The organism is Variovorax sp. OK605 (assembly GCF_900115445.1).
Taxonomy (GTDB): domain Bacteria; phylum Pseudomonadota; class Gammaproteobacteria; order Burkholderiales; family Burkholderiaceae_C; genus Variovorax.
This window is the reverse complement of record NZ_FOWL01000004.1, coordinates 74,073-100,737: the sequence shown is the minus strand read 5'-3', so window position 1 is coordinate 100,737 and position 26,665 is coordinate 74,073. Positions and strand designations below refer to the sequence as shown.

Sequence of the window (26,665 nt, the reverse complement as noted above, 5' to 3'; positions counted from 1 at the left end):
AGGAGGTCGCGGCAGTTTGCGAGGAGCGTCCCGCACGCACTGCAAACAATCGTCACTCGTGCAGCCCCCGAGGGCAGATCCGCGACGTATTCAGCGCGCTGTTCCACGCGCCACGTGCACCCCGTAGTCCATTCGCGCTAGACCGTATTGCGAATAGGCGCGCTCCAGCCCCGCTCCTAGACTTTCCCCACGAGGCCTGAACGGCGCGCACTTCTGCAGCGCCGACGGCCCGCTTCCGGCGGGCTTCCATGGGCCGCATGCGGGGGTCCAATGGCTTGGTTTTCAAGATGGGGATGGGAGCGCCCTGCACGTCGCCGTGCGGCTGCGGCAGGCGCGCTCGGCCTGGCAGGCATTCTTCTGCTGGGCTTCGGTCCTTCGGCATCGGCGCAGCAGCAACAGCAGTCACGGCCCCGCCAGGCGCCGGCACAGGCGGAGTCGAACGCCGAGGCCGCGGCCAGCAAGATGGAGCAGGCCCGGCTCGACGACACCGACACGCTGCTGGCGCTGACCAGCGAAGGCGCCGTGCTCTACGGGCAGGACGCGGTGAAGCTGTCGGGCTACCAGTACTGCAGCCAGGCCGTCGCATTGGCCGAGGCCGGCGAGTTTCGCCAGAGCGTGCGCGCCGCGAGCAAGGCGCTGCACCTCGCCAACGCCACCAACGACCCGAACCTGATGGCCATGGCCAACCGCGACCTGGCCATCGTCTACAGCTACTCGGGCCAGCTCGAGAAGGCCGAGGAGTTCGCCCGCGAAGCATTGCGCCACCAGGCGCGCGACCCCAAGCTGGTGGTCGGCCCGGTGCAGAAGGTGATCGGCGACGTGCGCACGCGCCGCGGCGACTTTGCCGGCGCGGTGCTCAGCTACGACGAGGCGCTGGCCAACAGCTCGCCGCGCTATTCGCCGCTGGTGCAGGCCTCGCTGGTGAACGCGCTGATCGAATCGGGCAACCCCGTGCGTGCTCGCGAGGTGCTCGGCACCATGGCCCCGCCGAAGGACGCGCCACTCACCGCGCAGCTCGACCGCACGCGCGCACGCCTGCTGCTGGCCGAGAACAAGCCGGGCGAGGCGCGCGACATGTACCGCGCGCTCACCGCGCGCCAGGTCGGCGCCGACACCGAGTACTACCGCCTCTGGGCCTGGGACGGCGTGGCGCGCAGCGAACTGGCGCTGGGCCAGAAGCAGGCCGCGGCCGAAGCCGTGGGCCGCGCGCTGGGCGACGTCGACAAGGTGCGCGCCAAGTTCCGCAGCGAGGAATTCAAGATGGGTCTGTTCTCGGACCTGCAGACGGTGTTCGAGCGCGGCGTGGCCATCTACAGCGACGCGGGCGACGCGCGCCAGGCCTTCGAGGTGAGCGAGCACAGCCGCTCGCGCGCGCTGCTCGACGCGGTGCGCGGCCGCGCGAAGATCAACGACCAGGCCGCCAACACCGTCGACCTTGCCACGCTGCAGCGCACGCTGGCGGCCGACGAGCGCGTGGTGCAGTTCCACTCGCTGCCCGACCGCCTCGTGGTGTGGGTCGTGGGCCCCGACAACATTTCCGAGAAGACGGTGGCGGTCAAGCGCGACGAGCTCAACGAGCTGGTCGAGACCTTCCGCAACTCGATCGTGCGCGGGCGCCGCACGGCCATCACCAATGCCGACAAGCTCGGTGCCGCGCTGCTCGGCCCGCTCGGGCTCGCGCCGGGGCAGCGCCTGGTGATCGTGCCGCACGGGCCGCTGCACTACCTGCCGTTCCAGGCGCTGCGGCTGGACGGCCGCTACGTCATCGAGACGCATCCGGTGGCGGTGGCGCCGTCGATCAGCATCGCGGTGCAGCTGGCGCAGCGCACGCCGCGCGTGAACGCGTCGCTCGTCGCGTTCGGCAACCCGCGCATCGAGGACAAGTACGACCTGCCCGGCGCCGAGACCGAAGTGAAGCAGCTCGCGCAGCTGTTCCCGCGCAGCACGCTGTACATGGGCGCGGCCGCCACCAAGACGCAGTTCCGCGAAGTGGCCGCGCGCTCGCCGCTGATGCACGTGGCGGCGCATGCCGAGGCCGACGCGGTCGATCCGCTGTACTCGCGCATCCTGCTGGCCAACGAAGGCGGCAAGCAGAACTTCCTGGAGGCGCACGAGATCCTCGGGTTGCCGATGGACGGCACCGCGCTGGTGACGCTGTCGGCCTGCGAATCGGGGCTGGGGCGCATCGCGCAGGGCGACGAGGTGCTGGGCTTCACGCGCTCGTTCCTCTCGGCCGGCAGCTCGAGCCTGATCGCTTCGCTGTGGCCGGTGTCGGACGACGCCACCGCCGTGCTCATGGGCACGCTGTACGGCGAGCTGGCCAAGGGCCGCGACATCCAGAAGGCCATGCAGGCGGGGCAACTCGCGGTGTTGAAGGATCCCAAGATGTCCCATCCCTTTTTCTGGGCGCCGTTCAACCTGATCGGCAACTGGCGCCTGACGGTGGGAGGCTGAGATGTTGCGGCCCTCACTGAAAAGAACGACTGCCATGGTCACTGACACGCGCGCCCGCCAACGGTCCACGCAGATCGCCCTGGCCGTCACGGCCCTGGTGGGTGCGACGATGCTGCTCACCGCCCCGCGCACGCATGCAGCGGAGGCGGGAGCCACCGACACGGCAGACACTACCGCGCTGCTCCCCACCAAGGACCCGTGCGGCACGTGCGACAGGCCGTTGGCCCAGGCTGGCGCCGTCGCCCCGCAGAGCCTGCCCGCGCCGCCACGCCCCACGGGCGCCTCGTTCAAGCTCACCGACCTGCGTCTCAACGGCGTGAAGGCGCTGAGCAACGAAGAGCTGCAGGCCATCACCGCGCCCTACATCGGGCGCGACGTCACGCTCACTGAACTCGAGGAACTCGCGAAGGCGATCACCGCGCGCTACAAGGAGCGCGGCTACTTTCTCGCGCAGGCCGTGGTGCCGGTGCAGACGGTGCGCGACGGCATCGTCGAGATCAGCGTGATCGAAGGCCGCCTCGGCAAGGTCGACGTGGTGGTCGCGCCCGACGCGCCGATGGCCGAGTCGCGCGTGCGCGGCTTCCTGGCGCCGCTGCAGCCCGGCGAGGCCGTGAGCGCGCCCGCGTACGAACGCGCGATGCTGCTGCTGTCGGACCAGCCGGGCGTGAAGGTGTCCTCGGGCCTGCAGGAAGGCGCACAGGCCGGCACCACGGACCTGTCGGTCGAGGTGGCGGCCGCGCCGCGCTGGGCCTTCACGGCCGAAGCCGACAACCACGGCACCAAGGAGTCGGGCCGCTACCGCGTGGGCGGCACGGCGCGCTGGCTCAGCCCCTTCGGCATCGGCGACAACCTCGACATGCGCGTGATGGTCTCCGACAGCAACGCGCTGCAGTTCGGCCGCATCGCCTACGAGGCGCCCATCGGCACCAGCGGCCTGCGCGCGGGCATCGGCCTGTCGCGCGTGAGCTACGAGCTGGGCGGGCAGTTCGTCGACCTCGATGCGCGCGGTCGCGCCAACGTGCTCGACTTCTCGCTGAACTACCCGCTGATCCGCCAGCGCCAGCAGAACCTGTTCCTGCGCCTGGGCATCGACGTGAAGGACCTCACCGACGAGCTGCGCGCGGCCGAGTTCACCTCGAAGAAGCGCGTCAACGGACTGAGCGCGGGCTGGAGCTGGGAGCGGCGCGACGAGCTGCTGGGCGGCGGCTACTGGGCCAGCTCGGGCACGCTGTACCATGGCAACCTGTCGATCAAGGACGCCGAGAGCCGCGACTTCGACCGCAGCATCACGGGCCACCGCACCGAAGGCGGCTTCACCAAGCTGAGCTTCCAGTTCTCGCGGCTGCAGTCGATCGTGCCGCGCCACTCGCTGTACCTGTCGGTGGGCGGCCAGTGGGCCAGCAAGAACCTGGACGCCTCTGAAAAGCTCGCGCTCGGCGGCGCGCGCGCGGTGCGCGCCTACCCCTCGGGCGAACTGCTGGTCGACCAGGGCCTGATCGGCACGGCCGAGTGGCGCTGGTCGGTGAACGAAGAGCTCACGCCCTTCCTGTTCTACGACGCGGCGCACGGAAAGATCGTGCGCAACCCGACGGCCTTCGACGGCATCAACAGCCACAGCCTGCGCGGCTACGGCGTGGGCCTGAGCTGGTCGCGGCCGGGCAACTTCTCGATCAACGCCACGCTCGCCTGGCGCGACGGCACCGCCCCCGCGCTCACCGACGGCGGCGGCCGCAACCCCCGGCTCTACGTGCAGCTCATCAAGGCGTTCTGACCATGAAGCAACGCAAGCAAACTCTCCAGCAACCCGCGCGGCGGCTGCCGCGGCGCCTGCAGCTGCGCCCCATCGCGTTCTCGCTGATCTGCGCGGGCGTGGCGCCCGCCATGGCGCAGGTGCTGCCGTCGGGCTTCATGCCGGTCGCGGGCGGCGTCACGATGACGCAAGGCGCCGGCGTGATGAACATCAACCAGCCGTTCCAGCGCGGCATCGTCAACTGGCAGACCTTCTCGATCGGCGCCGGCGGCACGGTCAACATCGCGCAGCCGAGCACGCGCGCCGTGCTGCTCAACCGCGTGGTGGGCGACGGCGGCACCATCCTCGCCTCGCGCATCGACGGCACGCTGAGGACCTCGCTGGCAAGCAATCCGAACCTGCCGGGCGGCAGTGTGTTCCTCATCAACCCGAGCGGCATCGTGTTCGGCAAGGGCGCGTCGGTCAGCGTGGGCGGGCTGGTGGCCTCGACGCTCGACATCGCCGACGACAGGTTCATGCCGGCCGGCTCGATGGACAAGGCCTTCGGCAGGAACGACGAGCTGGTCTTCGTCGGGTCCTCGGGCAGCGTGGCGCAGGTGAAGGTGGAAGGCGGCGCGTCGATCACCACCACCTCGCCCGGCGGCACCGTGGCGCTGCTCGGCGGCGCGGTGCGCAACGAAGGCGACATCAACGTGGCGCGCGGCTCGGTCGGCCTGGTGTCGGCCAGCAAGGTCACGCTGAACCTCGACTTCGACGGCGACGGCCTCACCACCTTCAAGATCCCGGCCGACGGGCAGACCACCTTCAAGCTCGCGGAGCTGCAGGCGGTGGACAAGAGCGCGACCGCGCAGGTCATGAACAGCGGCAGCGGCAGGATCGCGGCCGACGGCGGGCGCGTGGTGCTGATGGCCGCGTCCGACGTGGATGCGCGCCAGCTCGTGGTGAGCCAGACCGGCGTGATCCGGGCGCGCTCGCTGAGCTCGCGCAACGGCGAGATCGTGCTGGACACCGGCCGCTCGGCGCTGGAAACCAGCGAGATGCTGCTGGGCGGCACGCTCGATGCGAGTGCCGGCGAGGCGGGTGCGGCGGGCGGCTCGATCACCGCGCGCGGCGACTACATCCGCATGAGCGACCTGAGCGCGGACGCCAGCGGCAGCAGCGGCGGCACGGTGTCCGTGAAGGGCGTGGCCGCCGTCAACATGGCGCCGGACGCGAAGATCGGTGCCAACGCCACAGGTACGGCGGGTGCGAATGGCGCCGGCGGCACCGTGGACATCGATTCGCGCCACACGCACATCTCGGGCGAGATCGCGGCGCGTGGCGCGGGCAGCGGTGCGGGCGGCACCATCGGCACCTCGGGCAACGTGCTCGAAGTGAGCGACAGCGCGCGCATCGACGCGGCGGGCGGCGCCACGGGAGCCAACGGCAAATGGAACGTGAGCGCGCGCAGCGACCTCAACGTCGACAGCACCGTGCCCGCGTACGACGCGGTGGGCTACGGCAGCACCGTCGACGGCACGCGCGTCAGCGCGGCGGCGCTGGGCGATGCGCTCGGGCGCGCCACCGACGTCAGGCTGACCACCGGTTCGATCGAGGGCGAGACGCACGACGTGGTGTTCCAGTACGGCGCGGCGGTGGTCAAGTCGCAGGGGCGCGACGCGCGCCTCACGGTGGACTCGCTGCACGACATTCGCATGCTGAACGACTCCTCGATCCGTTCGACCGCGGGCGCGCTGCATGTCGACTTCGACGCCAATGCGGGCAACACCGAACTCGGCGGCTCGATCCAGCTGGACTCCGCCTCCATTGCCACCAACGGCGGCAACATCCGCTTCTACGGCCAGGGCAATGCCGACACGGGCTATGCCACGGGCGGCGTCATCAACCTCGACGACACCTTCTACACCGGGCAGGCCGGCATCACGCTGAGCGGCAGTTCGCTGTCGACCTGTGCAACGGCCGGCGGCGCATGCGGCGGCACGGGCGCGATCACCCTGCGCGGGCAGGGCGTGAGCCAGGACACGGGCGCGGACCCCAACTACCGCATCAGCTCCGACGGCGTGGTGGTGCTCGGCAGCGCGCTGACCACCGGCGCGGGCAACATCGGCATCGAGGGCCGGGGCGGCATCCGCGCCAACGGCGTGCTGTTCGGCAGCACCGAGGCCGGCGACACCACGCTGCGCACGGGCACCGGCGACGTCAACATCACCGGCAGCTCGCGCAGCTGGACCACCGACGACCCCGTGGCGGTGTACGCGGACACCATCGTGCCCAGCAGCAGCGGCGCACCCAACGTGACGGCGGCGAACACCGCGGGCGTCATGCTGCGCAGCGCCACCATCGCGGCGGGCGGGCGCGTGAGCATCGACGGCACCGGCAGCGACACGCAGGGGCTGCTTGCCAGCACGGCCTTCGTCACCTCGGCGGCGGCGGCCAACGGCGGCACCGGCCTGGGTTTCGGCGCGGGCGACGGCGTGTCCATCGCGGGCGGCAACATCTCGGCCGGCAAGGGGCGCGACGTTTCGATCTCGGGCACGGCGGGGGGCAGCAGCTTCGTCGTCGACAACGGCGGCACCGTGACCCAGGGCAACGACGTGAACGCCGTGCAGCTCACGATGGAGGCGGGCGAGTCGGTGCGCGCCGAAGGCGGCAGTGTGACGCTCGACGGGCGCGGCGGCGACGTGCGCGTGGCGCGCGTGCTGAGCCGCCCTTCGGGGCCGGGGCTGGGGCTGGGGGGCGCGAGGGCTTCCGATGCCGTGCTCGACGTCTCCAGCACCGGCGGCGCGGGCGGCACCGTTGCCCTGCGCGGGCGCAACGTGCTGCTGGACGATGCCTACGACACGCTGCCCACGATCGACGCTGGCGGCGCGGCGCAGTCCGGCACCATCGACGTGCGGGCCACGCAGACCATCGCCATCGGTGCCGGCGCCAGCCTGCGCGCCGACGCCAAGTCGGCCACGGGCAACGGCGGCACCATCAACGTGATCGCGGGCGACACGCTGCGCGGCTACGGCAGCCTGTCGGCGCGCGGCGGCAGCGCCGGAGGCAACGGCGGCACCATCGAGACCTCGTCGCCCCATTTCGCGCTGCTGGGACTGCGGGTGGACGCCTCGGCGGCCGTGGGCACGGCGGGGCGCTGGGTGATCGACCCGTTCAACGTGAACATCGCGCACGGCGTCGCGTCGGGCAGCCTCACGGGCAACCCCTTCGACCCGCTGGCCAACTCGACCGTGCAGGACGGCGACATCAACAACGCGCTCGACGGCGGCACCAGCGTGACCATCACCACCGGCACGGGCGGCAATGCGGTCGACGGGAACATCACGTTCGCGGCGGACGCGTCCATCGTGCGCAGCAAGGGCGCCGCGCCGCTGACCTTCGAGCTCGACGCGGCGCACAGCATCAACGCCTTCAACGGCACCACGCAGATCCAGTCGAACTCCGGTGCGCTGAACGTGGTGTTCAACGCCGGCGTGGGCGGGCAGGGCGGCACGATCACGTACAACGGGGTGATCAACACCAACGGCGGCAATGTCTCGATGACAGCCGACTCGCTGGGCGCCGGTTCCGTCATCCAGATGACCAACGCCAGGATCGATACGCGGACCACGGCGCAGGGCGATGCCGGCCCGGGCGGCTCCGTGCAGATCGCGGGCACGAGCAGCGTGCCCGCCACATCGAGCTTCGGCGCCACGGTGAACCTCAACGGCGTCAGCATCCAGACGAGTACCGGCGACGTGTCGATCTCGGGCAAGGCGCCGACCGGCATCGGCGTGCGCATCGGCGCGGGCACCGGGAACAGCCAGATCCTCACCACCAGCGGCGACATCCAGATCGTGGGCATCGGCAGTGGCGTGACGGACACCAGCACGGGAGCGACCTCCGTGCAGGCCGTGAACCTCGGCAACACGACGGTGCGCAGCGTCGACGGCAACATCGGCATCCGCGGGCTCGTGACACCCGGCGTTGCCAGCGCCACGTCGGGCGGCGTGCTGATCGCCAACAACGCGCTGGTGACCACGCTGGGCGTGGGCAGCATCGACATCGCAGGCGAGTCGCAGGCCAACGGCACGGGCGTGACCATCGCCACGGGCGGGCGGGTCGACGGCAACAACAACGTCGTGCTGCGCGCCAGCAACAACGGCACCACCGACGCATTGGCGATCGCCGGCAACGTGCGCGCGGGCAACGTGCTGAACCTGCGTCCCGGCGGCGTGGACGCCGCGGGCAACGCCGTGGACCGCACCGCCAACCCCATCACGCTGGGCGGCACGGCGGCCACGGGCTTCGCGGTGTCGGGCGCCGAGTTCGCGCGGCTCGACGCGCCCACCATCGTGGCCGGCAGCAACGCGCACGCGGCCGACATCGACGTTGTGGGTCCGCTCACCGTGCCCGGCGCGCTCACGCTGCAGAACGGCGGTGGCGGCAACATCCAGCTCGGCGGCGCGCTCACGGCGGCGAAGATCGGCTTGCTCTCGGGCGGCAACATCACGCAGACGGCCGGCGCGCCGATCATCGCGGGCACGCTGATGGCACGCTCCACCGGCGGCAGCGTGCTGCTCGACCAAGCGGCGAACAACGTCAGCGCGGCCACCGTCGGCGGCGGCGCGGCAGGGGCGTTCCGCTACGTCGATGTCGACACGGTGCAGCTGGGCTCGGTGTCGGTCACCGGATACGACGCCGCGGGCAATGCCCCGCAGGCCGAGTCGGCCACTTCGATGGCGGCCGACACGGTGTTCGTGCGCACCCTCAGCGGCGACCTGCTGCTGGGCACCAACGTGAGCAGCACCAACGGCGTGGACCTGGTGGCGGGCTCGCGCTTTCAGAACCTGGGCGCCTATTCGATCGGCGGCGCGCCGTGGCGCGTGTGGGCCGACACCTGGGTGGGCGAGACGCGCGGCGGGCTGCAGGGCTCGGGGATCTACCCCAACCTGTACCACTGCGCCTACTCGGGCCTGTGCACGGTGGGCATTCCGGCGGGCGCCAACCACTTCATCTATGCGCAGCAGCCGGTGGCCACGGTGCTCATCGGCAGCGCGAGCCGGCCCTTCGGTTATCCGAATCCGCTGTTCAGCTACCTCGTCGGCGGGCTGATCCTGGGCGACACGGGCGCGGGCTTTGCCGGCTTCCTGTTCTCGCCGGCGCTGCAGTCGAGCCCGCAGGGCGCGTACCCGATCAACGGCATGTTCACCTCGGCCGAGGGCTATGCGGTGAACGTGGTGCCCGGCAACCTGTTCGTCGCCGGGCTGCCCAACCTGCCGCGGCCCGACACGCTGCGCGACCTGCCGGCCACCTGGGTGTACGACCGCAACATCGGCCCGCCGCCGATCTGCTTTGCCACGGGGCCGCTGGAAGGCGACCGCGCGGTGCAGGGCGCCGACGTGCTCGCGCGCGAATGGTCGCGCGTGCGCTCGCGGCCCAACCTCTCGAGTTGCGTGGACACCGAGAAGCGCAACGGCTGCGCGGACTTCTGAAGAGGCTCAGAGACAGCTCAGAGGCCGCGCGCCCGGCGGTTGGACATGACCACGTTGTCCTTCGGGATCATCTGGCCTTCGCGCATCGCGGAGATCCACGCGTCGGTGGTGGTCACCGCGGCGAAGTTGCTGTGGAACACCACGCTGAAGACGCGATGGATTTCCTCGGCGCTGACCTTGCCCGCGGCGTTCTCGTAAGGCAGCGCGCCGCTGGCGTCGGCCAGGAACTCCACGCTCAGGCCGCGGTGCATCGCCTCGAACACGGTGGAGGCGTTGCAGTTCTGCGTCATGTAGCCGGCCACGCTCAGCGTGTCGATGCCGTGGCTTGCAAGCCAGTCGGCGAAGTCGGTGCCGGTGAACACGCTCGGGAAGGCCTTGGTCACGAGGTGGTCGTGCGGCCGCTTCGCGACTTCGGGGTGCAGCTGGCCGTTGTGCGTGTCGGCCTGGAACACCGGCGCGCCTTTGGGCGCATGGTGGCGCACCACCACGACCGGCGTGCCGGCGGCGCGGGCGGCATCCATGGCCTTGGTCACGTTGGGCAGGGTGCGGTCGATGGGCGGGTACTCGATGGGCAGGCCGCCGCCTTCGAAGTACTCGTTCTGCACGTCGATCACGACGAGGGCGCGGCGCGGGGCGGTGTTGTCGTTGCTCATGGAGGGCTCCTTCTCTGTGGGGTTCGGATGCCTCGATTCTTCGCCTTCGCCCCGGTTCTTGACAGTGGCCCGAAAGCCATTCATCGATAAGATCGGGCCATGCGCACTCCGGCCATCGAAACCATTGCCGTCGTCGCCTTCGACGGCATCAGCCCCTTCCACCTGTCCGTGCCCTGCATGGTGTTCGGCGAAGACCGCACCGAGAGCGGCGCGCCGCGCTTTCGCATGCGCGTGTGCGCGCCGGAGCCCGGCGCGCTGCAGACCAACGCGGGCTTCACGCTGGTGGTGCCGCACGGGCTGGAGGCCATCCGCCGCGCGCAGATCGTGGTGGTGCCTTCGTGGCGCGACGACGGCAGCGCGGCGCCGCCCGCGCTCATCCGCGCGCTGCAGGCGGCCCACCGGCGCGGCGCCACCGTGGTGGGCCTGTGCCTGGGCGCCTTCGTGCTGGCCGAGGCCGGCCTGCTCGACGGCCGCCCGGCCACCACGCACTGGAAGCTGGCGCCGGCCTTCGCCAGGCAGTACCCGCAGGTGCAGCTGCAGCCCGAGGTGCTGTACGTGGACGACGGCAGCGTGCTCACGTCGGCCGGCACGGCCGCGGGCATCGACTGCTGCCTGCACCTGCTGCGCGTGCGCTACGGCGCTGAAACCGCCAACCGCGCCGCGCGCCGCATGGTGGTCGCGCCGCACCGCCAGGGCGGGCAGGCGCAGTACATCGAGCAGCCCGTGCCCGTTGCGGCCGAGCGCGACCGCCTCGCGCCGCTGCTCGAGTGGCTGGGCCGGCATCTGGACACGCCGCACGAGCTCGACGCGCTTGCGCGCCGCGCGCTCATGAGCCGGCGCACCTTCACGCGGCGCTTTCGCGAATCCACCGGCACCACCGTCGGCCAGTGGGTGCAGAACCAGCGCCTGGCGCTGGCGCAGCGGCTGCTGGAGACCACCGACCACGCGGTCGAGCAGGTGGCGACCGGCGCGGGCTTCGGCTCGGCGGTGTCGCTGCGCAAGCATTTCATGTCGGCGTTCAAGGTGTCGCCCACGGCGTACCGCCGGCAGTTCTCGCGGGCCGACGCGCCGGCCTGAGCGGCCTGAGCGGCGTGATCGGCGTGATCGGCGTGATCGGCGCGAGCGGCGCGAGCGACTTGAGCGGCTCGTTCAGCCGACGTGCAACTGCCGCCGCGTGGTGAGCAGCGCGCGCAGCTTGGCCGGCGCGACCGGCTTGGTCAGCAGCATCACGCCGCCATGGCGCAGGCGCTGCAGCACCTCGGGCCCGGTGGCGCCCGACACCAGCACCGCGAGCGCGTCGGGCTGCAGGCGCTTGGCCGCGTCGATCACGTCGACACCGTCGCCGTCGCCCGCCAGTTGCAGGTCGCACAGCACGGCGTCGTAATGCAGGTCGCCGGTGCCCAGCCGCGCGATGGCCTCGGCGCCGGTGGTCACGCATTCGACCTCGCAGCCCCATTGCGCCAGCAAGTTGCGGCTGCCGTCGAGGATGGCCGGGTCGTCGTCCACCACCAGGCAGCGCAGCCCGGCCAGCGGCGCCGGTGCCAGCGGCGGCGGCTCGGGCGGCACCACGTCGGCCAGCCGCGCGGCCGGCAGCGTGAACGCGAAGGTGCTGCCCGCCTGCAGCGCCGAGCGCACGGTGATGCGCGTGCCCAGCAGCGCGGCAATGCGCGCGCAGATGGCCAGCCCCAGGCCGAAGCCGCGGCGGCGGTCGCGCTCGGTGTTGGCCACCTGGTAGAACTCCTCGAAGATGCGGCCCTGGTGGATGGGCGCGATGCCCACGCCGTTGTCGCGCACCTCGATGCGCACGCCGGCCGGGCTGCGCCGCGCGGCCACCAGCACGGTGCCGCCCTCGGGCGCATGGCGCAGCGCATTGGCCACCAGGTTGCCGACGATGCGCTGCAGCATCGACGCGTCGGTGCGCACCGCCAGGCCGCGGTCGCTCCAGCGCAGCCGCACGCGGGCCTCGGCGGCGGTGGCGGCGTGCTGCGCGTCGAGCTGGTCGAAGAGCGACGCCAGCGACACCTTGGCGATCGACGGCGTGAGCACCTGCGCGTCGAGCCGCGAAATTTCCAGCAGGTCGTCGAGCAGCACGCCCATGAACTCGGTGCTCTCCTGCAGCCGCAGCACGGCCGGGCGCTGCGCGGGGGAGGCGCCCGGCAGCAGGCCGTCGATGAACAGGCCCATGGCGTGCAGCGGCTGGCGCAGGTCGTGGCTGGCCGCGGCCAGGAAACGCGCGCGCGAGAGCGCGGCCTGCTCGGCCTCGGCCATGCGCTGCAGGGCCACGGCGGTGGCCTCGCGCACGCGGTCTTCGCTGATCTGGCGGTTGCTCTGCAGCCGCTCGGCCAGGCGGTCGATGTCGTGCGCGAGCACCGCGAGCTCGTGCGTGCCGCGCGTGCCGCCCTCGACCACGTCGCAGCGCACCTCGAAGTGGCCGGCTTCCAGCGCGGCCACGGTGCGCGACACGCGCCTCAGCGGCCGCGCCACCGTGCGCGCCATGTGGCGCACCGAGGCCCACGCCGCCATCAGCGCGACCAGCGCGATGCCGACGCCCGCGAACAGCGAGCGGCTGCGCTCGCGCGCGTAGGCGGTGGTGTCGCGAAAGGTCTGCACCAGCCCGATGGGCGTGTCGCCCGCCGCGGTGGAGCCCGCGGGCGCGAAGGCGCTGGCGCGCGAGGCTTCGCGCAGCGTGACCGGCGAGGTGAACATGCGCAGCTGGGCGAGGGATGTGGTCTTGGGCCCGGCCGTGACGTACACGCCGGCGCTGTTGCTGATCTCCACGCGCGTCACCTGCCCGCCGCGCAGCGCGGCATTGGCCACGTTCTGCAGCGCCGGCAGGTCGCCCGCGTAGAGGCTCAGGTCGGACATGGCCGCCACTTGCCGCGCCACCGCCTGGCCTTCGGCGTCGAAGGCGGCTTCGAGCGTCTGCAGCCGGTTGTGCGTGAACCAGCCGGTGAGCGCCAGCGCGACCGCGGCGCACGGCACCACGCCCAGGCGGAACAGGTCGCGCTGCAGGTTGCCCCGCACGATGAGGGTGTGGGGCGACTGCGCCGGGGCGGGCGACAGGCCCGGCGAGATCGCTGGGGACATGACCGGGGTGGGCACGGGCGTGCCGGCGCCGTTCGCCCCGGCGGCTGCCGGCCCGTGGGAGGGCGGCACGGTGCTCATCGCGGCGCCGCAATCCGCTCGGTGAGCTCCCGTTCCTCCGGCACCCGCAGGCCGAGCCCGCGTGCCACGGTGGCGTTGACGCGCACGGTGGCGGGTGTGGCCGCTTCCACCAGCGGCGCGTTGTTGCTGCTTGCGGTGCCGGCGCTGGCGCTGGCGCTGGCCACCTTCTGGCCGAGCAGCCGCGCCTGCTGCGCGAGCTGCGACGGTGTCGAAACGGCCGCGGCGAGACCGCCCGAACGCACCAGCCCCTCGCTGGCGCCGAACACCGGCAGGCCCGCGCTCGCGCCGGCGCGCAGCACCGACAGCGTGGCCGCCTGGTTGTCGCCGATCAGGTCGGGCAGCACCATCAGCGCGTCGCTCAGCGGCACCACCTGGCGCAGGGCCGTGGCCAGCGAGGTGGCGTCGGGCGCGTATTCCACGCGCACGTCCCAGGCCGGGTTGGCGCCCTGGGCCGCGCGTTGCAGTTCGCGCACCAGCGGCTCCGACTCGGAGGTGGCGATCACGCCGATGCGGCGCTTCTGCGGCAGCACCGCGTTGATCAGCGCCAGCTGGTCGGCCATGGCCGGATCGCGCAGCAGCACGCCCACGCGGCGGTCGCTGCGGCGCAGGGCGGGGCTGGCGGCCTTGAGCGACTCGTACTCGAGCCGGCTGAGCATCGCCAGCACCAGCGGCTCCTGGCCCGGGCGCTCGACGGCGGCGCGCGCGGCGGCGGGGCCCACGGCCATGGTGATCGGTGCGTCGGCGGCGCTGCGCAGGCTGCGCGTTCGCACGCCTGCGTTGGCGGCGCGCTCGGTGTCGGTGCCGGCCGCTTCGGCGGTCTGCTGCTGTTGCGGCTGTGCGTCGGTGCCGCCGGGCGCCAGCCGCACCAGCTCGAACTTGCCGCCGGGCTCCTGGTCCGCGCGCAGCTGCTGCACGAACTCCGAGGACGCCGCGGCGTCGTCGCCCATCAGCACCGTGAGGCTGGCGGCAGAGGCGCTCCCGCCGAAGCCTGCGACACCCAGCACCAGCACCACCGGCATGGCGCGGGCAGCTTGGCACAACCTTCCGAAGAGGGGCTGTAAGGTGGGTTTCACGGCAAAAAACATGGACTGCGTCCGCAGCGAGGGGCGATGATCCAATGTAAGGACGGGCCCCGCTTCGCGCGATAAGGCGGAGGGCTTATGTCAACGTCGGCCAAGGCCTGCCAGCGTGACGAATTTCACATGCTGGCAGCCGCTCGGCCTATCTCCGACGCACTACCTACACACCTACCGCCAGCGCCGCGGCCGCGCGCTGCGCCTGGATCGCCTGGCGCAGCACGCGCGGCGACACCGGTTTGTAGAGCACGGTGATGCCCGCGCTCGCCACTTCGCGCAACCGGTCGGGCTTGGTCTCGCCCGTCACCAGCAGCCGCGCGGTGCCGGCGCCGATGCCGCGCGGGTGGCGCTCGAGCGCGCCGATCACGTCCAGGCCGTTGTCGCCGCCCTGCAGCAGCAGGTCGCTGATGACCACGTCGGGCGGCTGCGCCCAGCCGTCGGCCAGCGACAGCGCCTCGGCGCGCGTCTGCGCGGGCATCACCTGCGCGCCCCAGTTGCCGAGCACCACCGTGAGCCCTTCGAGGATGGTGCGCTCGTCGTCGATCACCAGGATGCGCACGCCGGCCAGGCTTTCCTCTTCCTCGATGGCGGCGACCGCGGGCGACACCGCCGACGGCGGCAACGCGGCCGGTGCCGAACGCACCAGCACCCGCACGCAGGTGCCCTTGTTGACGCGCGAGCTGAGCTCCACGCGGGTGTTCAGCAGCTCGGCCAGCCGCTGCACCGTGGCCAGGCCCAGGCCCATGCCGCGCGTGCCGCGGCTGTCGCGCGCCGCCTGCCGGCCGGTGGGCTCCACCTGGTAGAACTCCTCGAACACGCGCGCCTGGTGCTGCCGGGCGATGCCCACGCCGGTGTCGACCACGTCGATGCGCACGCCCTTGCCGCGCCGGCGCGCGCCGATCAGCACGCCGCCCTCGATGGTGTGGCGCAGCGAGTTCGACACCAGGTTGTTCAGGATGCGCGAGAGCATCACGTAGTCGCAGCGCACCCACAGCTCGGTCTTGCGCACCACCAGCCGCAGGCCCTGCTGCTCGGCCACCGGGCGGAAGTTGCGGCTGATCTCGTCGAACAGGCGGTCCAGCGGAAAGTCGATCCACTGCGGCTGCAGCACGCCCGCGTCGAGCTGCGACAGGTTCAGCAGCTCGGAGAACAGCCGGTCGAGCGAATCGACGCACTCGCGGATGTGGCCGATGCGCTGCAGCTTCACCGGGTCGGTCTCGCCGTTGGCCAGCCCGTCGGAGAACAGCGTGAGCGCATGCAGCGGCTGGCGCAGGTCGTGGCTGGCGGCGGCCAGCAGGCGGGTCTTGGCCTGGCTGGCCACCTCGAGCTGCGCGTTCTTGCGCGCCAGCTCGGCCGTGGCGTCGTTGATGCGGCTTTGCAGCAGCCGGTGGCTTTCCGCGAGCGCGCGCGCGGCCTGGTTGAAGCCGTGCTGCAGGTGGCGCACCTCCGACGTGCCCTCGATGGCCACGCTGGCGTCCTCGCCCGCGCCCAGGCGGTCGACCGCCTGGCCCAGCGCGCGGATCGGCTCGCTGATGCGCCGGGCCGCCCACCAGCCCGCCAGGCCCACGCCGATCATGCTGATCGCCAGCACCAGGCCCACGTTGAACCACACCGAGCGGCGCGCGTTCTGCACCGCCGCCAGGCTCATCTCGACCATCACCTTGCCGTTGTGGCGGCCGTCGTCGCTCACGATGGGCACCACCACCTGCAGGCCTTCGCCGCGGGCGCGGTCCATGGTCTCGGAGTTGGCGACGATCTCGCCGTCTTCCGTCCAGATCTGCACCTGCTGCACGTTCGGCTGGTAGGTGCCCGACTGGGCGGTGCGCTGCAGGGCGCGGCGGTCCATGCGCGCCAGCGGCGCCTGCGCCACCGTGGCCACCTGCAGCGCCACCGTCTGCGCATTGGCGCGCATCAGCTCGGTGAGGTTGCCCAGGTGTTGGCGCGTCAGCACCGCGATGGCCGCCAGCGTTGCCAACGTGGCCGGCACCAGCGCCAGCAGGATCAGCTGCTGGGCGAAGGTCAGGCGGGCCAGGCTGCGAAGGACGCGGAAGTTCCAGTTCATGAGGGCGGCGGACGGCGGCGGCGGCGGGTGGAGGCCGAGCTTGGGAGTCTCTTTCTGAACGGGGAAGACAGGAAAAACATCACGAAGATTGTTAGCAATTGATATCTAATGACGTCCGCGCCGCCATGTTAGACCCGCCGATGCGCAACGGCTCTATGTCTTTCGGTTCACAAATGCAGGCTTTCTTGCGCCGGTTTACCGATCTGCCCGCCGCCTTGCGCGCGCTGGCGACCGCATTGTTCATGGGGCTGCCGCTGTGGGCGACGGCCCAGGTCAGCCCGCTGGACGGGCCGGTGCGCTTCGGCATCCTGCCGCTGGGCGGCGCCTTCGAGTCGCGCAGCGACTGGGACCCGCTGCTGACCGAACTCAGCCGCGCCATCAACCGGCCGGTGAGCGTGCTGTCGGTCAACTCCTATGAGGCGCTGGAGCAGGCCATCCAGCGCGACGAGGTCGACATGGCCTTCCTGTCCGGAAAGATGGCGCTCGACGCCGTGACCCAGCGCCGCATGAAGGTGGTGGCCCAGGTGGTGCGCCACGACGGCCTGCCCGGTTACCGGGCGCTGCTGCTGGCGCGCAAGGCGCCGCCGCTGAACTCGCTGAAGAACCTGCTGGAGCAGCCCGAGCACTGGCGGCTGGCGCGCGGCGAGCGGCAGTCGGTGTCGGGCTTCATCGTGCCGCAGCTGCAGTTCTTCCTGCCGAACCACATCGCGATGGAGACCCGCTTCAGCAGCGAGATCGTGGGCACCCACCAGACCACCGCGCTGGCCGTGGCCAACAGCGAGGCCGACGTGGCCACCAACAACACCGCCGACTTCGAGCGCTTCAGGCTGCGCTTTCCGGCCGAGGCCGAGCGGCTGCAGGTGCTGTGGCAGTCGGAGCTGATCCCGCATGCGCAGATCGTGGTGCGGCGCGAGTACCCGGCCGACCTGCGCAAGCGCGTGCAGGCCTTCCTGACCGGCTACGGCCGCGCCAAGGGCGCGCGCGGCGACGCCGAGCGCGTGGTGCTCAAGTCGCTGCACGACCTGGCGGGCTTCGTTGCCGCCGACAACAGCTCGCTGCAGCCCGCCGCCAGGCTGGCCTACCAGCTGGCCAGGCAGAACGCCATGACCGCGCAGTGGGTGAACGACGCCGCGCGCGAGGCCCGGCTGCAGCGCATCGAAAGCGGGTATGCGGAGCAGGTCGGCGTGCTGAAGGACGTGTCGCCTTGAAGCGCGGGTCTTGCCTGCCGGCCTTGCTGCAGGCCCTTGCGCTCGCGGGCGCCTTGCTGGCGGGGCACGTGACGGCGGCGGCCCAGGGCGTGATCGTGCTGCCGGAGAAAGTCGACAAAGCCGACAAAGCCGAAAAGGCGGGGACCGCCTCCGTCAAGCTGATCCGCTTCGGCGTGCTGCCGCTGGGCGGCACCGTCGAGTCGCGCGCGCTGTGGACGCCGCTCATGGCCGACATGAGCCGCACCCTGGGCATTCCGGTGAGCGCCTACTCGGTGCCGTCGTACGAAGAACTGGACCGCGCCATCGGCCGCGACGAGATCGACATGGCCTTCCTGTCGGCCAAGATGGCGCTCGACGCCGTGATGCAGCGTCGCATGAAGGTGGTGGCGCAGATCGCGCGGCACCCGGACGTGCCCGAGCACCGCGCCGTGCTGCTGGCGCGCAAGGCCGGCCCGCTCAACACGCTCGAAGGCCTGCTCGCGCAGCCCGAGAAATGGCGACTCGCGCGTGGCGACAGCCGCTCGGTCACCGGGTTCGTCGTGCCGCAGAGCCAGCTCTTCCTGCCGCACAACATCGAGATGGAGACGCGCTTTCGCAGCGAGTTCGTCGGCACCCACCAGGCCACCGCGCTGGCCGTGGCGAACGGCGACGCCGACGTTGCCACCAACAACACCACCGACTTCGAGCGCTTCCGCCAGCAGTTCCCGGTCGAGGCCGAGCGGCTCCAAGTGATCTGGCAGTCCGAGCCGCCGCCCGGCGCGCCGATGGTGGTGCGGCGCGACTACCCGCCCGAGTTCCAGGCGCGGCTGCAGGGCTTCCTGACCGGCTACGGAAAAGGCAAGGGCACGCGCGTGAACGCCGAGCGAGAAGTGCTGAAGACCTTGCGCGCGGCGTACGGCTACGTTGCCGCCGACGACAGCGCCCTGCTGCCCGAAGCGCGGCTGGAGCACGAGCTGGGCCGGCAGCGCGCGATGGCCGCGTCGTGGGTCAACGAGGCCGCCCGCGAGCAGCGGCTGCAGCGCATCGAGAAGACCTATGCGGAGCAGGTCGAGGTGTTGCGCGCCGGCCGGTGACGACGTGGCCATGACATATCCCGCGTTTTTTCAGCCTCTGTGACCGCAAGCCGGCTGGTGTGACCATTGTTTGCAGTGCGCGCGGCGAGGGCCCCGCAAACTGCCGCGACTGTGTTTCCGAGATGGAAGTCGTCGATGTCGCGCACGCTGCTGGTTCACTCTCCTGCAATCCCTGTTGTTCTTGGCCGTCCGGCGCTGGCACCCGTTCGCCTCTCGGGCCATGAGGGGCTGAACCACCTCTTCGAGTACGAGCTGCTGCTCAAGACGCCGGATGCATTGAACCTCGATGCATCGATGGCTGCGGACTTCGATCTCGATGCATTCGTCGGCCGCGAGATCGGCTGCGAGATCGCACTCGACGACGGCGTCTCGGGCTTTCGTCAGATCAACGCGCTGATCACCGATGCGGCGCTCTGGGGTGAAGAAGGCCGACACGTTCAGTACAAGCTCACCCTGCGGCCCTGGCTGCACCTGGCCACGCTGAGCACCGACTGCCGGATCTTCCAGAACCAGACGGTGGTGCAGACCCTCGATGCGCTGCTGGCGGACTACGCGTTCCCGGTCGACAAGCGGCTGGTCGAGACCTACCCGGTGCGCGACTACCAGACCCAGTTCAACGAGAGCGACTTCGCGTTCTTCAGCCGGCTGTGCCAGGAATGGGGCATCAGCTACCACTTCGAACATTCGCAGGGCAAGCACCGGCTGGTGCTCTGCGATGCGATGGGGGCGTATGGGCAGGCCGACAGTGCGGCCTATCGAGAGGTCGAGTACCACGCCCCAGGCTGGAAGATCGATGCGGAGTACATCCACAGCTTCGTGCCTGAGCATCATCTGACAAGCGGGAGGTATGCGACACGGGACTACGACTACACCCGGCCGAGAGCCGATCTGGGTGTGCATCGAAAGGATCCCCGGCCCACAGGGCATGCCGATGGCGAGGTCTACGAATGGCACGCTTCCAATTCCGGCAGCCACTGCGTTCAACCCAACGCGGGCAGTGCTGCCGGCAACGATCCTCGGGGTGAAGGCAACCTGCTGGCGGTGTTGCGCATGCAGGCGCTTCGCACGCACGGTGCCAGGGCCGAAGCCAGCGGCAACCTCCGAGGCATGGTGCCCGGACGCACCTTCAAGCTGCAGAAGCATCCAAGAGAATCCGCCAACACCGAGTACCTGCTCCTCTCCACCCGCTTGCTGATCGAAGACGTGGCCCAGGACAGCCAGGCCAAGGAAGCGATCGAGCGCAAGCAGCAGTGGCAGGTCCGCGTGGACTTCACGGCCCACCCCGTCACCGAAGCCCTTCGCCCCGCACTCACCCAGCCCAAGCCGCGCGCGGGTGGCTCGCAAGTGGCGCTCGTGGTCGGGCCTGCCGGAGAGAACATCTGGACCGACGCGCTCGGGCGCATCAAGGTTCAGTTCCCCTGGGATCGCATCGGCAACACAGACCCGCACAGCAGCTGCTGGCTGCGCGTGAGTTCACCGTGGGCGGGCAACCAGCTGGGCGGCATCCACCTTCCCCGCGTCGGCCAGGAGGTCATCGTCGACTTCCTCTCCGGCGACCCGGACCTGCCGATCTGCACGGGCCGCGTGCACAACCGCGTGAACATGCCGCCGTGGGAGTTGCCCGGCCAGAGTGCGTTGAGTGGCTTTCGAAGCCGGGAGCTGACCAAGGGCGGCGGCAACGGCGCGGCGGGCCGCGCCAACCACCTGCTGCTGGACGACACCGACGGCCGGATCCAGGCGCAGCTCAAGAGCGACCACCAGAGCTCGAGCCTGAGCCTGGGCTTCATCGCGCGGGTGGAGGACAACGCGGGGCGCAAGGACCCCAGGGGCGAAGGGTTCGAGCTGCGCACCGACGGGCACGGCGTGCTGCGCGCGCAGGACGGCTTGCTCATCACCACCGAAGCGCGGCCGGGGGCGGCCCGCCATGCCAAGGACATGGGCGAGACGGCCAGCCGATTGAAAGCTGCATGCGGGCAGCACGACGGGCTGGCCGAGGCGGCGGCGGCTGCGAAGCTGCAAGATGGTGGACAGGATCAGGCCCTTGTCGCCAAGGCACTCGAGGCGCAGGCGAACGCCATCGAAGGCAGCGGTGGGCATGCATCCGGAGGCCGCTTCCCCGAACTGGAAGAACCGCAGCTGGTGCTTGCCAGCGCCGCGGGCATCGCTGCCACCACGACGGGCAGCCTGCATCTGCAAGCCGGAGAACACGTCGCGCTCACCAGCGAAGGCCACGCGAGCTTCAGCGCCGCCAAGCGCCTGCTGGTCAGCGCCAAGGACGGCATTCGGCTGTTCGCGCTCAAGAGCGGCATGAAGTGGATCGCCGGCAACGGCAAGGTGCAGATCGAGGCACACAAGGACAGGATCGACCTAACCGCTAAGAAAGCGGTGCGCATCACCAGCACCACCACCGAGGTTCGCATCTCGGCACCGGTGAAGGTGGTGGTCAACGGCGCAGGCAGCTTCACGGAGTGGAGCAGCGCGGGCATCCTGCACGGCACCTTGGGCGGGTGGGTGGAGCATGCGGCGAGCCATGCCAAGGTGGGGCCGGCCAGTGCCCCGTTGAGTCCGCAAAGCTACAAAGGCTGCTCGCCTTCGGACGGCAAGGCGGTGGCCGGCGGCACGGGGACGATCTGAGATGTCGTCGGCAATGCAAACACCTTCGAGCGAGACCGTTCCCGCATGGCCATGGAGCGACGTGCCGCAGGCACTTCTGGAGGCCCTCGAAACGTCCCTGCGGGACCAACTGCACGACGGCGCCGTGTATCTGCTGATCGATCCCTTCCTGGGCGACGTGGAACCGCAGATCGACACTCACCCGCGCCATCCGCTGCCGAACGGCGGAACGCAAGTGCCCGCCGCGCAGTGGCCCTACCTGATCGAACTCAAGGGTGCGCAAGACCCGCTGCTGGCCCGGAGCATCGAGTGGGCCGCCCATGAGCACCTGTGCGCCTGCATCAACGGCAGCGGTGCCTACCGCATCGGCGGGTGGCTCCAGCCGCATGCCGAGAACGGTGGCCCGGCCCTGGCGCGACAACTGGGCGCATTGCTCGTGGCGAGCGACAGCGCTCGCACCGGTCGCTACCTGCGGTTGGCCGATCGCCGTGTGCTGGCGCTGCTGGATCCGCCCCAACTGTCGGCCGAGGCATCCGCCATCGACTGGGCGCAGCAACTGACAGGCATCGCACGCTGGATCTATCTCGACACCAACTTCAAGCTGCGGTTGTTGCACGGCCGGCCGGGGCTGGCTGCAAGCAAATCGTTGCGGCTGAACGTGGCGCATTGGCGGCTCGTCGCCGACGCAGAGGCCGTCAATCGAAGCCTGATGGCATGGCAAGGCTTTCGCCATCCCTTGCCGGACGACGCGCTGGCGCAGGTGCTCGTGGCGCTCGAACGCGCCCGCCTGCGCGGCTTGCGCGAACCGGAGGACCTTGCTGCCTATGTGGTCGAGACGCTTCGGTTTCCGGCCTTCGAGCAGTTCCCGGAACTGCAGGGCCGCATCGACCGGGCCCTTCTGACGCGGCAGTCGTTGGCCGACAGGTTGCGAGCCCTTCGCTGCCATTGGTCCTGATTCAAACGATCCATCTCTGCACGCTTTTCTAACCGAACACCATGACCTGCAAGAAATGCGAGAAGAGCGGCTTGTCGATCCTGCTGGTGCGGCCCACGGCCGTCGCCACCGACTCCGAGATCGCGCCCCAAGGCAGCGCCGCGCTGCGCACCCCTGCCGACACCGTCACGGCATTCGGCCTGCCCGATCTCGAGGCGAAGTCGAAGTACGCGCTGCGCCTGTTGCGCCGCGAAGGCTATGCCTACGTCTTCTTTCCGGGCGAGAAGCCGGCGGGCCAGGTCGGACGCTGGCTGGCTTACCGGGTGCACGACAAGGCAGCGCTGATCCAGCAGGGCGAATTTGCCTTCGAAGACAGCAGCTTCGCCTGCGACAAGAAGATCACGCACCCGCACGACGTGCGCACGATCTGCATCGCGGACTCGGAGCGTATTGCCACGGTGTGGGTCGGCTTCAGCATGAACTGGTGGAGCGACGCGATCAAGGCCCGTGTGGCGCGGAGCCTGAAAGCGTCAGGCATGGTCGAGCTGAGCCTGAGCGGCAAGCCACCGGCGCACGGCTTCGCGGCCGAAGCATCGATGCTCAACGCGCACGTGGCCGACTATGCGGTGCAGCACTTGAAGCACGGCGGTTTCGACGACGAGGCCACGCCGTTCTACCCGGCTGGCAACGTCGCGGCCATGCAGGCGGCTCGTGCGATGGCCGAGGTCATGCGCAAGCAGAGCGAAGGCCACCCAGGCCAGCCGATGGTGGTGGCCGTTCCCGATCCGGTCGGTCTTGCGGCCGATCTCAATGGCATCCGGCTGGCGCGGGACAGGAGAGACAAGGAACAACTTCTGGTGCCCGAGACGGCATGGCCGCTGATGACTCACCAGCTGTTGAGCAGTCTCAAGACATCCATCGAGGCCGGCGCGATGGCCGACGCGCGGGCGACCATCGGAGGCCGAATGTCGAAAACACGCTGGACCGAAATCGTGACCTCGACGCCGAGCATCCGAGAGCATGGCTATACCTGGATGCCTTCGGGGGGCACGGCCTCGGACGGCAGTCCCAATGGCGAACTGATCGGCCCCGATCGCGTCGCGCGCGAGGGGCGTGCCGGCTTCAACGGACGTGCGGAGGCCGCCGTTCGTTGGAGAGGAATTGCCAGCCAGATCGATGAAAAGAAGCGTCAGGCGTGGAAGCGGAAATTCGACGCACGAAGCCGCGCAACGGCCGATCGGCTGGAGCTCTTCGAAAACGACTGGCTCGCCGCTGCGCACGCGCCGGAAACGAAGGCTTACTTCGCGGGGCATTTCGACGAGAGCGATCTCAACAAGCGCACAGCTCCTGTGAGTCCGGGGGCCATCTACGCGGCGGAAAGCCACCGGATCCACTACCCCCAGCCATTGAGCAAGGTCGATTGCCATGAGCGCTACCTGGAAGATCTGCTCGGAAAGCCGATCACCGATCCGGCGTCGGTGGCTTTGCGCGCCATGTTTGCCAACCAGAAAAGCGCAATCGACAAGGTGCACGCAATGCTGATCGGCGACGCCGATCGCGACAACGAGAACAACATGCGCGACAAGGCGTTGGACATCTTCAAGGGACTGGTCACCGCCGAATGGGGGCCGAAGTACAGCTGGATGACTGCTCTCGTGATGGGGCTGTGCGCCGGCCAGTTGAGTGCCATCGCCGCCGCAGCCTTCCAGCTCGGCGTCAGTCTCAAATGGTCGGACGGCCTGTCGATCCCGGAGAAAGCCCAGAGATTCCTGAAGCGGCTGCCGGCGCTGGCGGTGGCCGAGCAGACCTTGCTCGGCGCCATGCGCACAGCCTTGGAAGGCGGCAAACCCAGTATCCCCGTCGTCATCCGATTCGAGTGGCTGATGGAGGAAGCGCTGGCGTACATGGAGAAGAATCCGTTCGACTACTCCGAGGCGGACCGTCGCGCAGTACGCGACAAGCGCGTGGGCAGCAAGATCGTCGTCAGGCAGATGGCCATGCTGGAAGCCGCGACCGGCAATTTCAACCTGATTCCCAGCGAGGCTCCGGTTTTTCCAGCCGCCTCATCCCGAACCTTTGGCGGATTGACCGGTGCGCAGTTCGAAGAGTTCGTCAAATCCCAGGACATGCAGACCCATGACAGGAGCGCACTCAAGAATATCAAGAGCTACATCACCAATGAGGCGGTTCACGAGCAGTCGAAGGCGTTCAGAACCGATCAGATGCTTGCAGGCGCGGTAATGATCGTGCAAGGCCTGGGTCTTATCTGGTCGCTGCGCGATCTCCTTAAAGACCTGGACAAGGGTGAGAACAGCAAGCTTCTCGACAGGTTTCTCAGCGTGGCGGATGGAAGTGCGGGCGTCTTCGGTGGGTTGCTGGAATTCCGGGCGGCGGGTCTTCAGATGCAGATGGTGGCGGAACACGGCGCCGCGGCGGGTACGGCGATGAGCCGTGTCAGCAGTTCGCTGAGCAACCTCAAGGCCGGTGCAGCGATGGCGGGGATGGCTGGGGGAATGCTGAACATGGTGATGTCGTTTCGAAAGGCGCAGGAGGCGGATCAGAACGGGGATAAGGCCGCTTACAGCGCGCACCTGATTGCTGGCGCCGCCTTCGCACTGAACGGTGCCGCCATGGCCCTTGTCTACAGGAACATCGTGACCCGCGGGGCAACCAACCTGGCACTGGGAGCGATCGCTCAAGACGTGGCAAGAACGCTGATAAGAAAGGGTTTGCAGGGAGTCTTTTTGACGGTAATCGTCTCGATGGAGGCGGGAGCGCTGATGCTCGGAGTCGCCAGTGTGATCAGCGGTGCGGCACTGGCGTTGTTGATCATCGGTGTGGTCGCCACCGTGGGGGCTGCTCTTGCGGAGCGTACCGAATTGCAGCGATGGGTCGCGCGGGGCTATTTCGGCAATAACGCTGAGGGGCGCTTCAAGGATATGGAAAGGGAACTGCTGGAATATGAGCTTCTGATGGAGCTCGTGCACAAACCCATGGCCAGCCGGGAAACCGCACGCCTGCTCAAAGCGCATTCACCGCCGCCTGCTGTGCCGTTGCTGCCGCAACCAACGCTTGACCCCTGGGATCCCATGAACGATGGCTGGGGCCGCTCTCGATGATCGGCGGCGTCAACACCAGGGGACGCAGTACGGATGAAGATCGCAGTGGCGGCAAAGTCGCCGGCCTCGTGAAGCGGTATACCAAGAGGCGAAGCGCCGGAGGTTCGGTTGGTCATGGTGGAAATCTCACAGGCGTGTATCCCGATGCCATCGAGTTTCAGAGGATGTACCTTACGGGCGCGGGAGGGTACTACTTGGCGGACTGCTTCTTGATCGGTGTGATCGGTACCTATCTGTTTACAACGTTCGCATTGGAAGGTGCCATCAGAAATGGAGCCTATGGGGCGATGGCCTTCGCCTACGTCGGCTCCTGGATGTTCTTCATCTTTTTCGCTTACCTCGAACTCTTCGCCCCCGCTGACAGCCCCATCTACTTCGACCGCAAGCATCGCAAGGTGTACAAGGTTCTTCAGTCCGGCGCTCGCCGCTGGGGTTTCTTCGGGCCGCGCAGATCCAGGCTGGTTGCCTACGACTGGGACCTGGTCGACGCCGAGCATCACACCACCCTGCAGGCCAGCACGGCCACGGCCAGCCGTGTGCATCACCTCGTCTTCCTGGTGCGAAAAAGCGAAGACGATGCCACCATCGTCGATCACTTCACCTTCGCTGGCGTCGACTTCGTGCCTGAGCTGTGGGAGTACATCCGGCGCTATATGGAGAACGGCGCGGCACCGCTCGTGCAAAACGAATTTCCTCCGGTGTCGAACATGGGCGCGTATGTGCCTTGGAGCGATTTCGGCGCCGTGGTGCCGTTTCTCGATCAACCGGGACGACGCTGGAAGGAGCAGCCATGGAAGACGCTCTTCAAATACATCGGCATGCCTGTCACCGTGCCGCTGTATGTGCTGTGGCTGTTCTTCAACCGCCTGACCGTGTGGACCGCGCAGAAGGTCGAATGGCCCAACGACATCACGAACGACCTGGGACGGCTGATCGACGAGCTGGACTTGCGTACCGGTACGTATCGCAGCCTCCGACCCGGACCCCCGCCCGTGTTGTGACCCGCAGCATCGTCGCAAAAGGAGCGAACAAAAAAGGGAGAGTGTGGCCAAGCGTGAGTACACCGGTGTGTTGAGCGCGAAAG

14 protein-coding genes are annotated in these 26,665 nt (G+C 69.4%); 10 read left to right on the top strand and 4 right to left on the bottom strand.

The features are described from left to right. The first annotated feature begins 270 nt into the window (after nt 1–270). Genes BM013_RS12010 through BM013_RS12000 form a run of 3 tightly spaced genes read left to right on the top strand, consistent with a single transcriptional unit; the run spans nt 271 to nt 9,678 of the window. A complete protein-coding gene (locus BM013_RS12010; RefSeq protein ID WP_093127050.1) occupies nt 271–2,454 on the top strand; it encodes a CHAT domain-containing protein in 2,184 nt (727 codons plus the stop codon). 34 nt (nt 2,455–2,488) lie between these two features. Beyond that, nucleotides 2,489–4,225, top strand: coding sequence for a ShlB/FhaC/HecB family hemolysin secretion/activation protein (locus BM013_RS12005; RefSeq protein WP_093127047.1), 1,737 nt, complete (start codon nt 2,489–2,491; stop codon nt 4,223–4,225). A gap of 2 nt (nt 4,226–4,227) precedes the next feature. Continuing rightward, nucleotides 4,228–9,678: a two-partner secretion domain-containing protein gene (locus BM013_RS12000; protein ID WP_093127044.1), complete on the top strand. Its 5,451-nt coding sequence runs from the start codon at nt 4,228–4,230 to the stop codon at nt 9,676–9,678. A gap of 17 nt (nt 9,679–9,695) precedes the next feature. Here the strand turns inward: BM013_RS12000 and BM013_RS11995 are convergent, their stop codons facing one another. Further along, nucleotides 9,696–10,331 carry a cysteine hydrolase family protein gene (locus BM013_RS11995; protein ID WP_093127041.1) on the bottom strand — a complete coding sequence of 212 codons (636 nt, stop codon included), beginning with the start codon at nt 10,329–10,331 and terminating at the stop codon, nt 9,696–9,698. Between the two features lie 99 nt (nt 10,332–10,430). On the opposite strand from BM013_RS11995, the gene BM013_RS11990 reads away from it, so the two are divergent. Continuing rightward, a complete protein-coding gene (locus BM013_RS11990; RefSeq protein WP_093127039.1) occupies nt 10,431–11,408 on the top strand; it encodes a GlxA family transcriptional regulator in 978 nt (325 codons plus the stop codon). A 72-nt stretch (nt 11,409–11,480) separates the two neighbouring features. Here BM013_RS11990 and BM013_RS11985 read toward each other — a convergent pair whose 3' ends face one another. The 3 genes from BM013_RS11985 to BM013_RS11975 form a co-directional block, all read right to left on the bottom strand. After that, the gene (locus tag BM013_RS11985; protein ID WP_093127036.1) at nt 11,481–13,496 is read right to left on the bottom strand and encodes a hybrid sensor histidine kinase/response regulator; all 2,016 of its coding nucleotides are present in this window, start codon (nt 13,494–13,496) and stop codon (nt 11,481–11,483) included. Beyond that, nucleotides 13,493–14,515, bottom strand: a complete 1,023-nt coding sequence (locus BM013_RS11980) for an ABC transporter substrate binding protein (protein WP_256221476.1) — start codon at nt 14,513–14,515, stop codon at nt 13,493–13,495. Before BM013_RS11980 ends, BM013_RS11985 begins: the two co-directional genes overlap by 4 nt. A gap of 220 nt (nt 14,516–14,735) precedes the next feature. Further along, on the bottom strand, nt 14,736–16,634 hold the full coding sequence (locus BM013_RS11975) for an ATP-binding response regulator (RefSeq protein WP_093127031.1): 1,899 nt from the start codon (nt 16,632–16,634) through the stop codon (nt 14,736–14,738). Between the two features lie 173 nt (nt 16,635–16,807). On the opposite strand from BM013_RS11975, the gene phnD (BM013_RS11970) reads away from it, so the two are divergent. From phnD (BM013_RS11970) to BM013_RS11945, 6 genes are all read left to right on the top strand, one after another. Beyond that, entirely contained in the window at nt 16,808–17,842 is a 1,035-nt protein-coding gene (gene phnD / locus BM013_RS11970) for a phosphate/phosphite/phosphonate ABC transporter substrate-binding protein (protein ID WP_093127029.1), read from the top strand. Next, nucleotides 17,839–18,915 carry a phosphate/phosphite/phosphonate ABC transporter substrate-binding protein gene (phnD, locus tag BM013_RS11965; RefSeq protein WP_256221475.1) on the top strand — a complete coding sequence of 359 codons (1,077 nt, stop codon included), beginning with the start codon at nt 17,839–17,841 and terminating at the stop codon, nt 18,913–18,915. Before phnD (BM013_RS11970) ends, phnD (BM013_RS11965) begins: the two co-directional genes overlap by 4 nt. A 135-nt stretch (nt 18,916–19,050) precedes the next feature. Next, a complete protein-coding gene (locus tag BM013_RS11960) occupies nt 19,051–21,549 on the top strand; it encodes a type VI secretion system Vgr family protein (protein ID WP_093127027.1) in 2,499 nt (832 codons plus the stop codon). A gap of 61 nt (nt 21,550–21,610) precedes the next feature. Then, entirely contained in the window at nt 21,611–22,483 is an 873-nt protein-coding gene (locus BM013_RS11955; RefSeq protein ID WP_143098270.1) for a hypothetical protein, read from the top strand. A 41-nt stretch (nt 22,484–22,524) separates the two neighbouring features. Continuing rightward, nucleotides 22,525–25,581, top strand: a complete 3,057-nt coding sequence (locus BM013_RS11950) for a T6SS effector BTH_I2691 family protein (protein ID WP_093127022.1) — start codon at nt 22,525–22,527, stop codon at nt 25,579–25,581. Further along, nucleotides 25,578–26,582 carry a DUF6708 domain-containing protein gene (locus BM013_RS11945; RefSeq protein ID WP_143072632.1) on the top strand — a complete coding sequence of 335 codons (1,005 nt, stop codon included), beginning with the start codon at nt 25,578–25,580 and terminating at the stop codon, nt 26,580–26,582. Before BM013_RS11950 ends, BM013_RS11945 begins: the two co-directional genes overlap by 4 nt. The last annotated feature ends 83 nt before the right edge of the window (nt 26,583–26,665 follow it).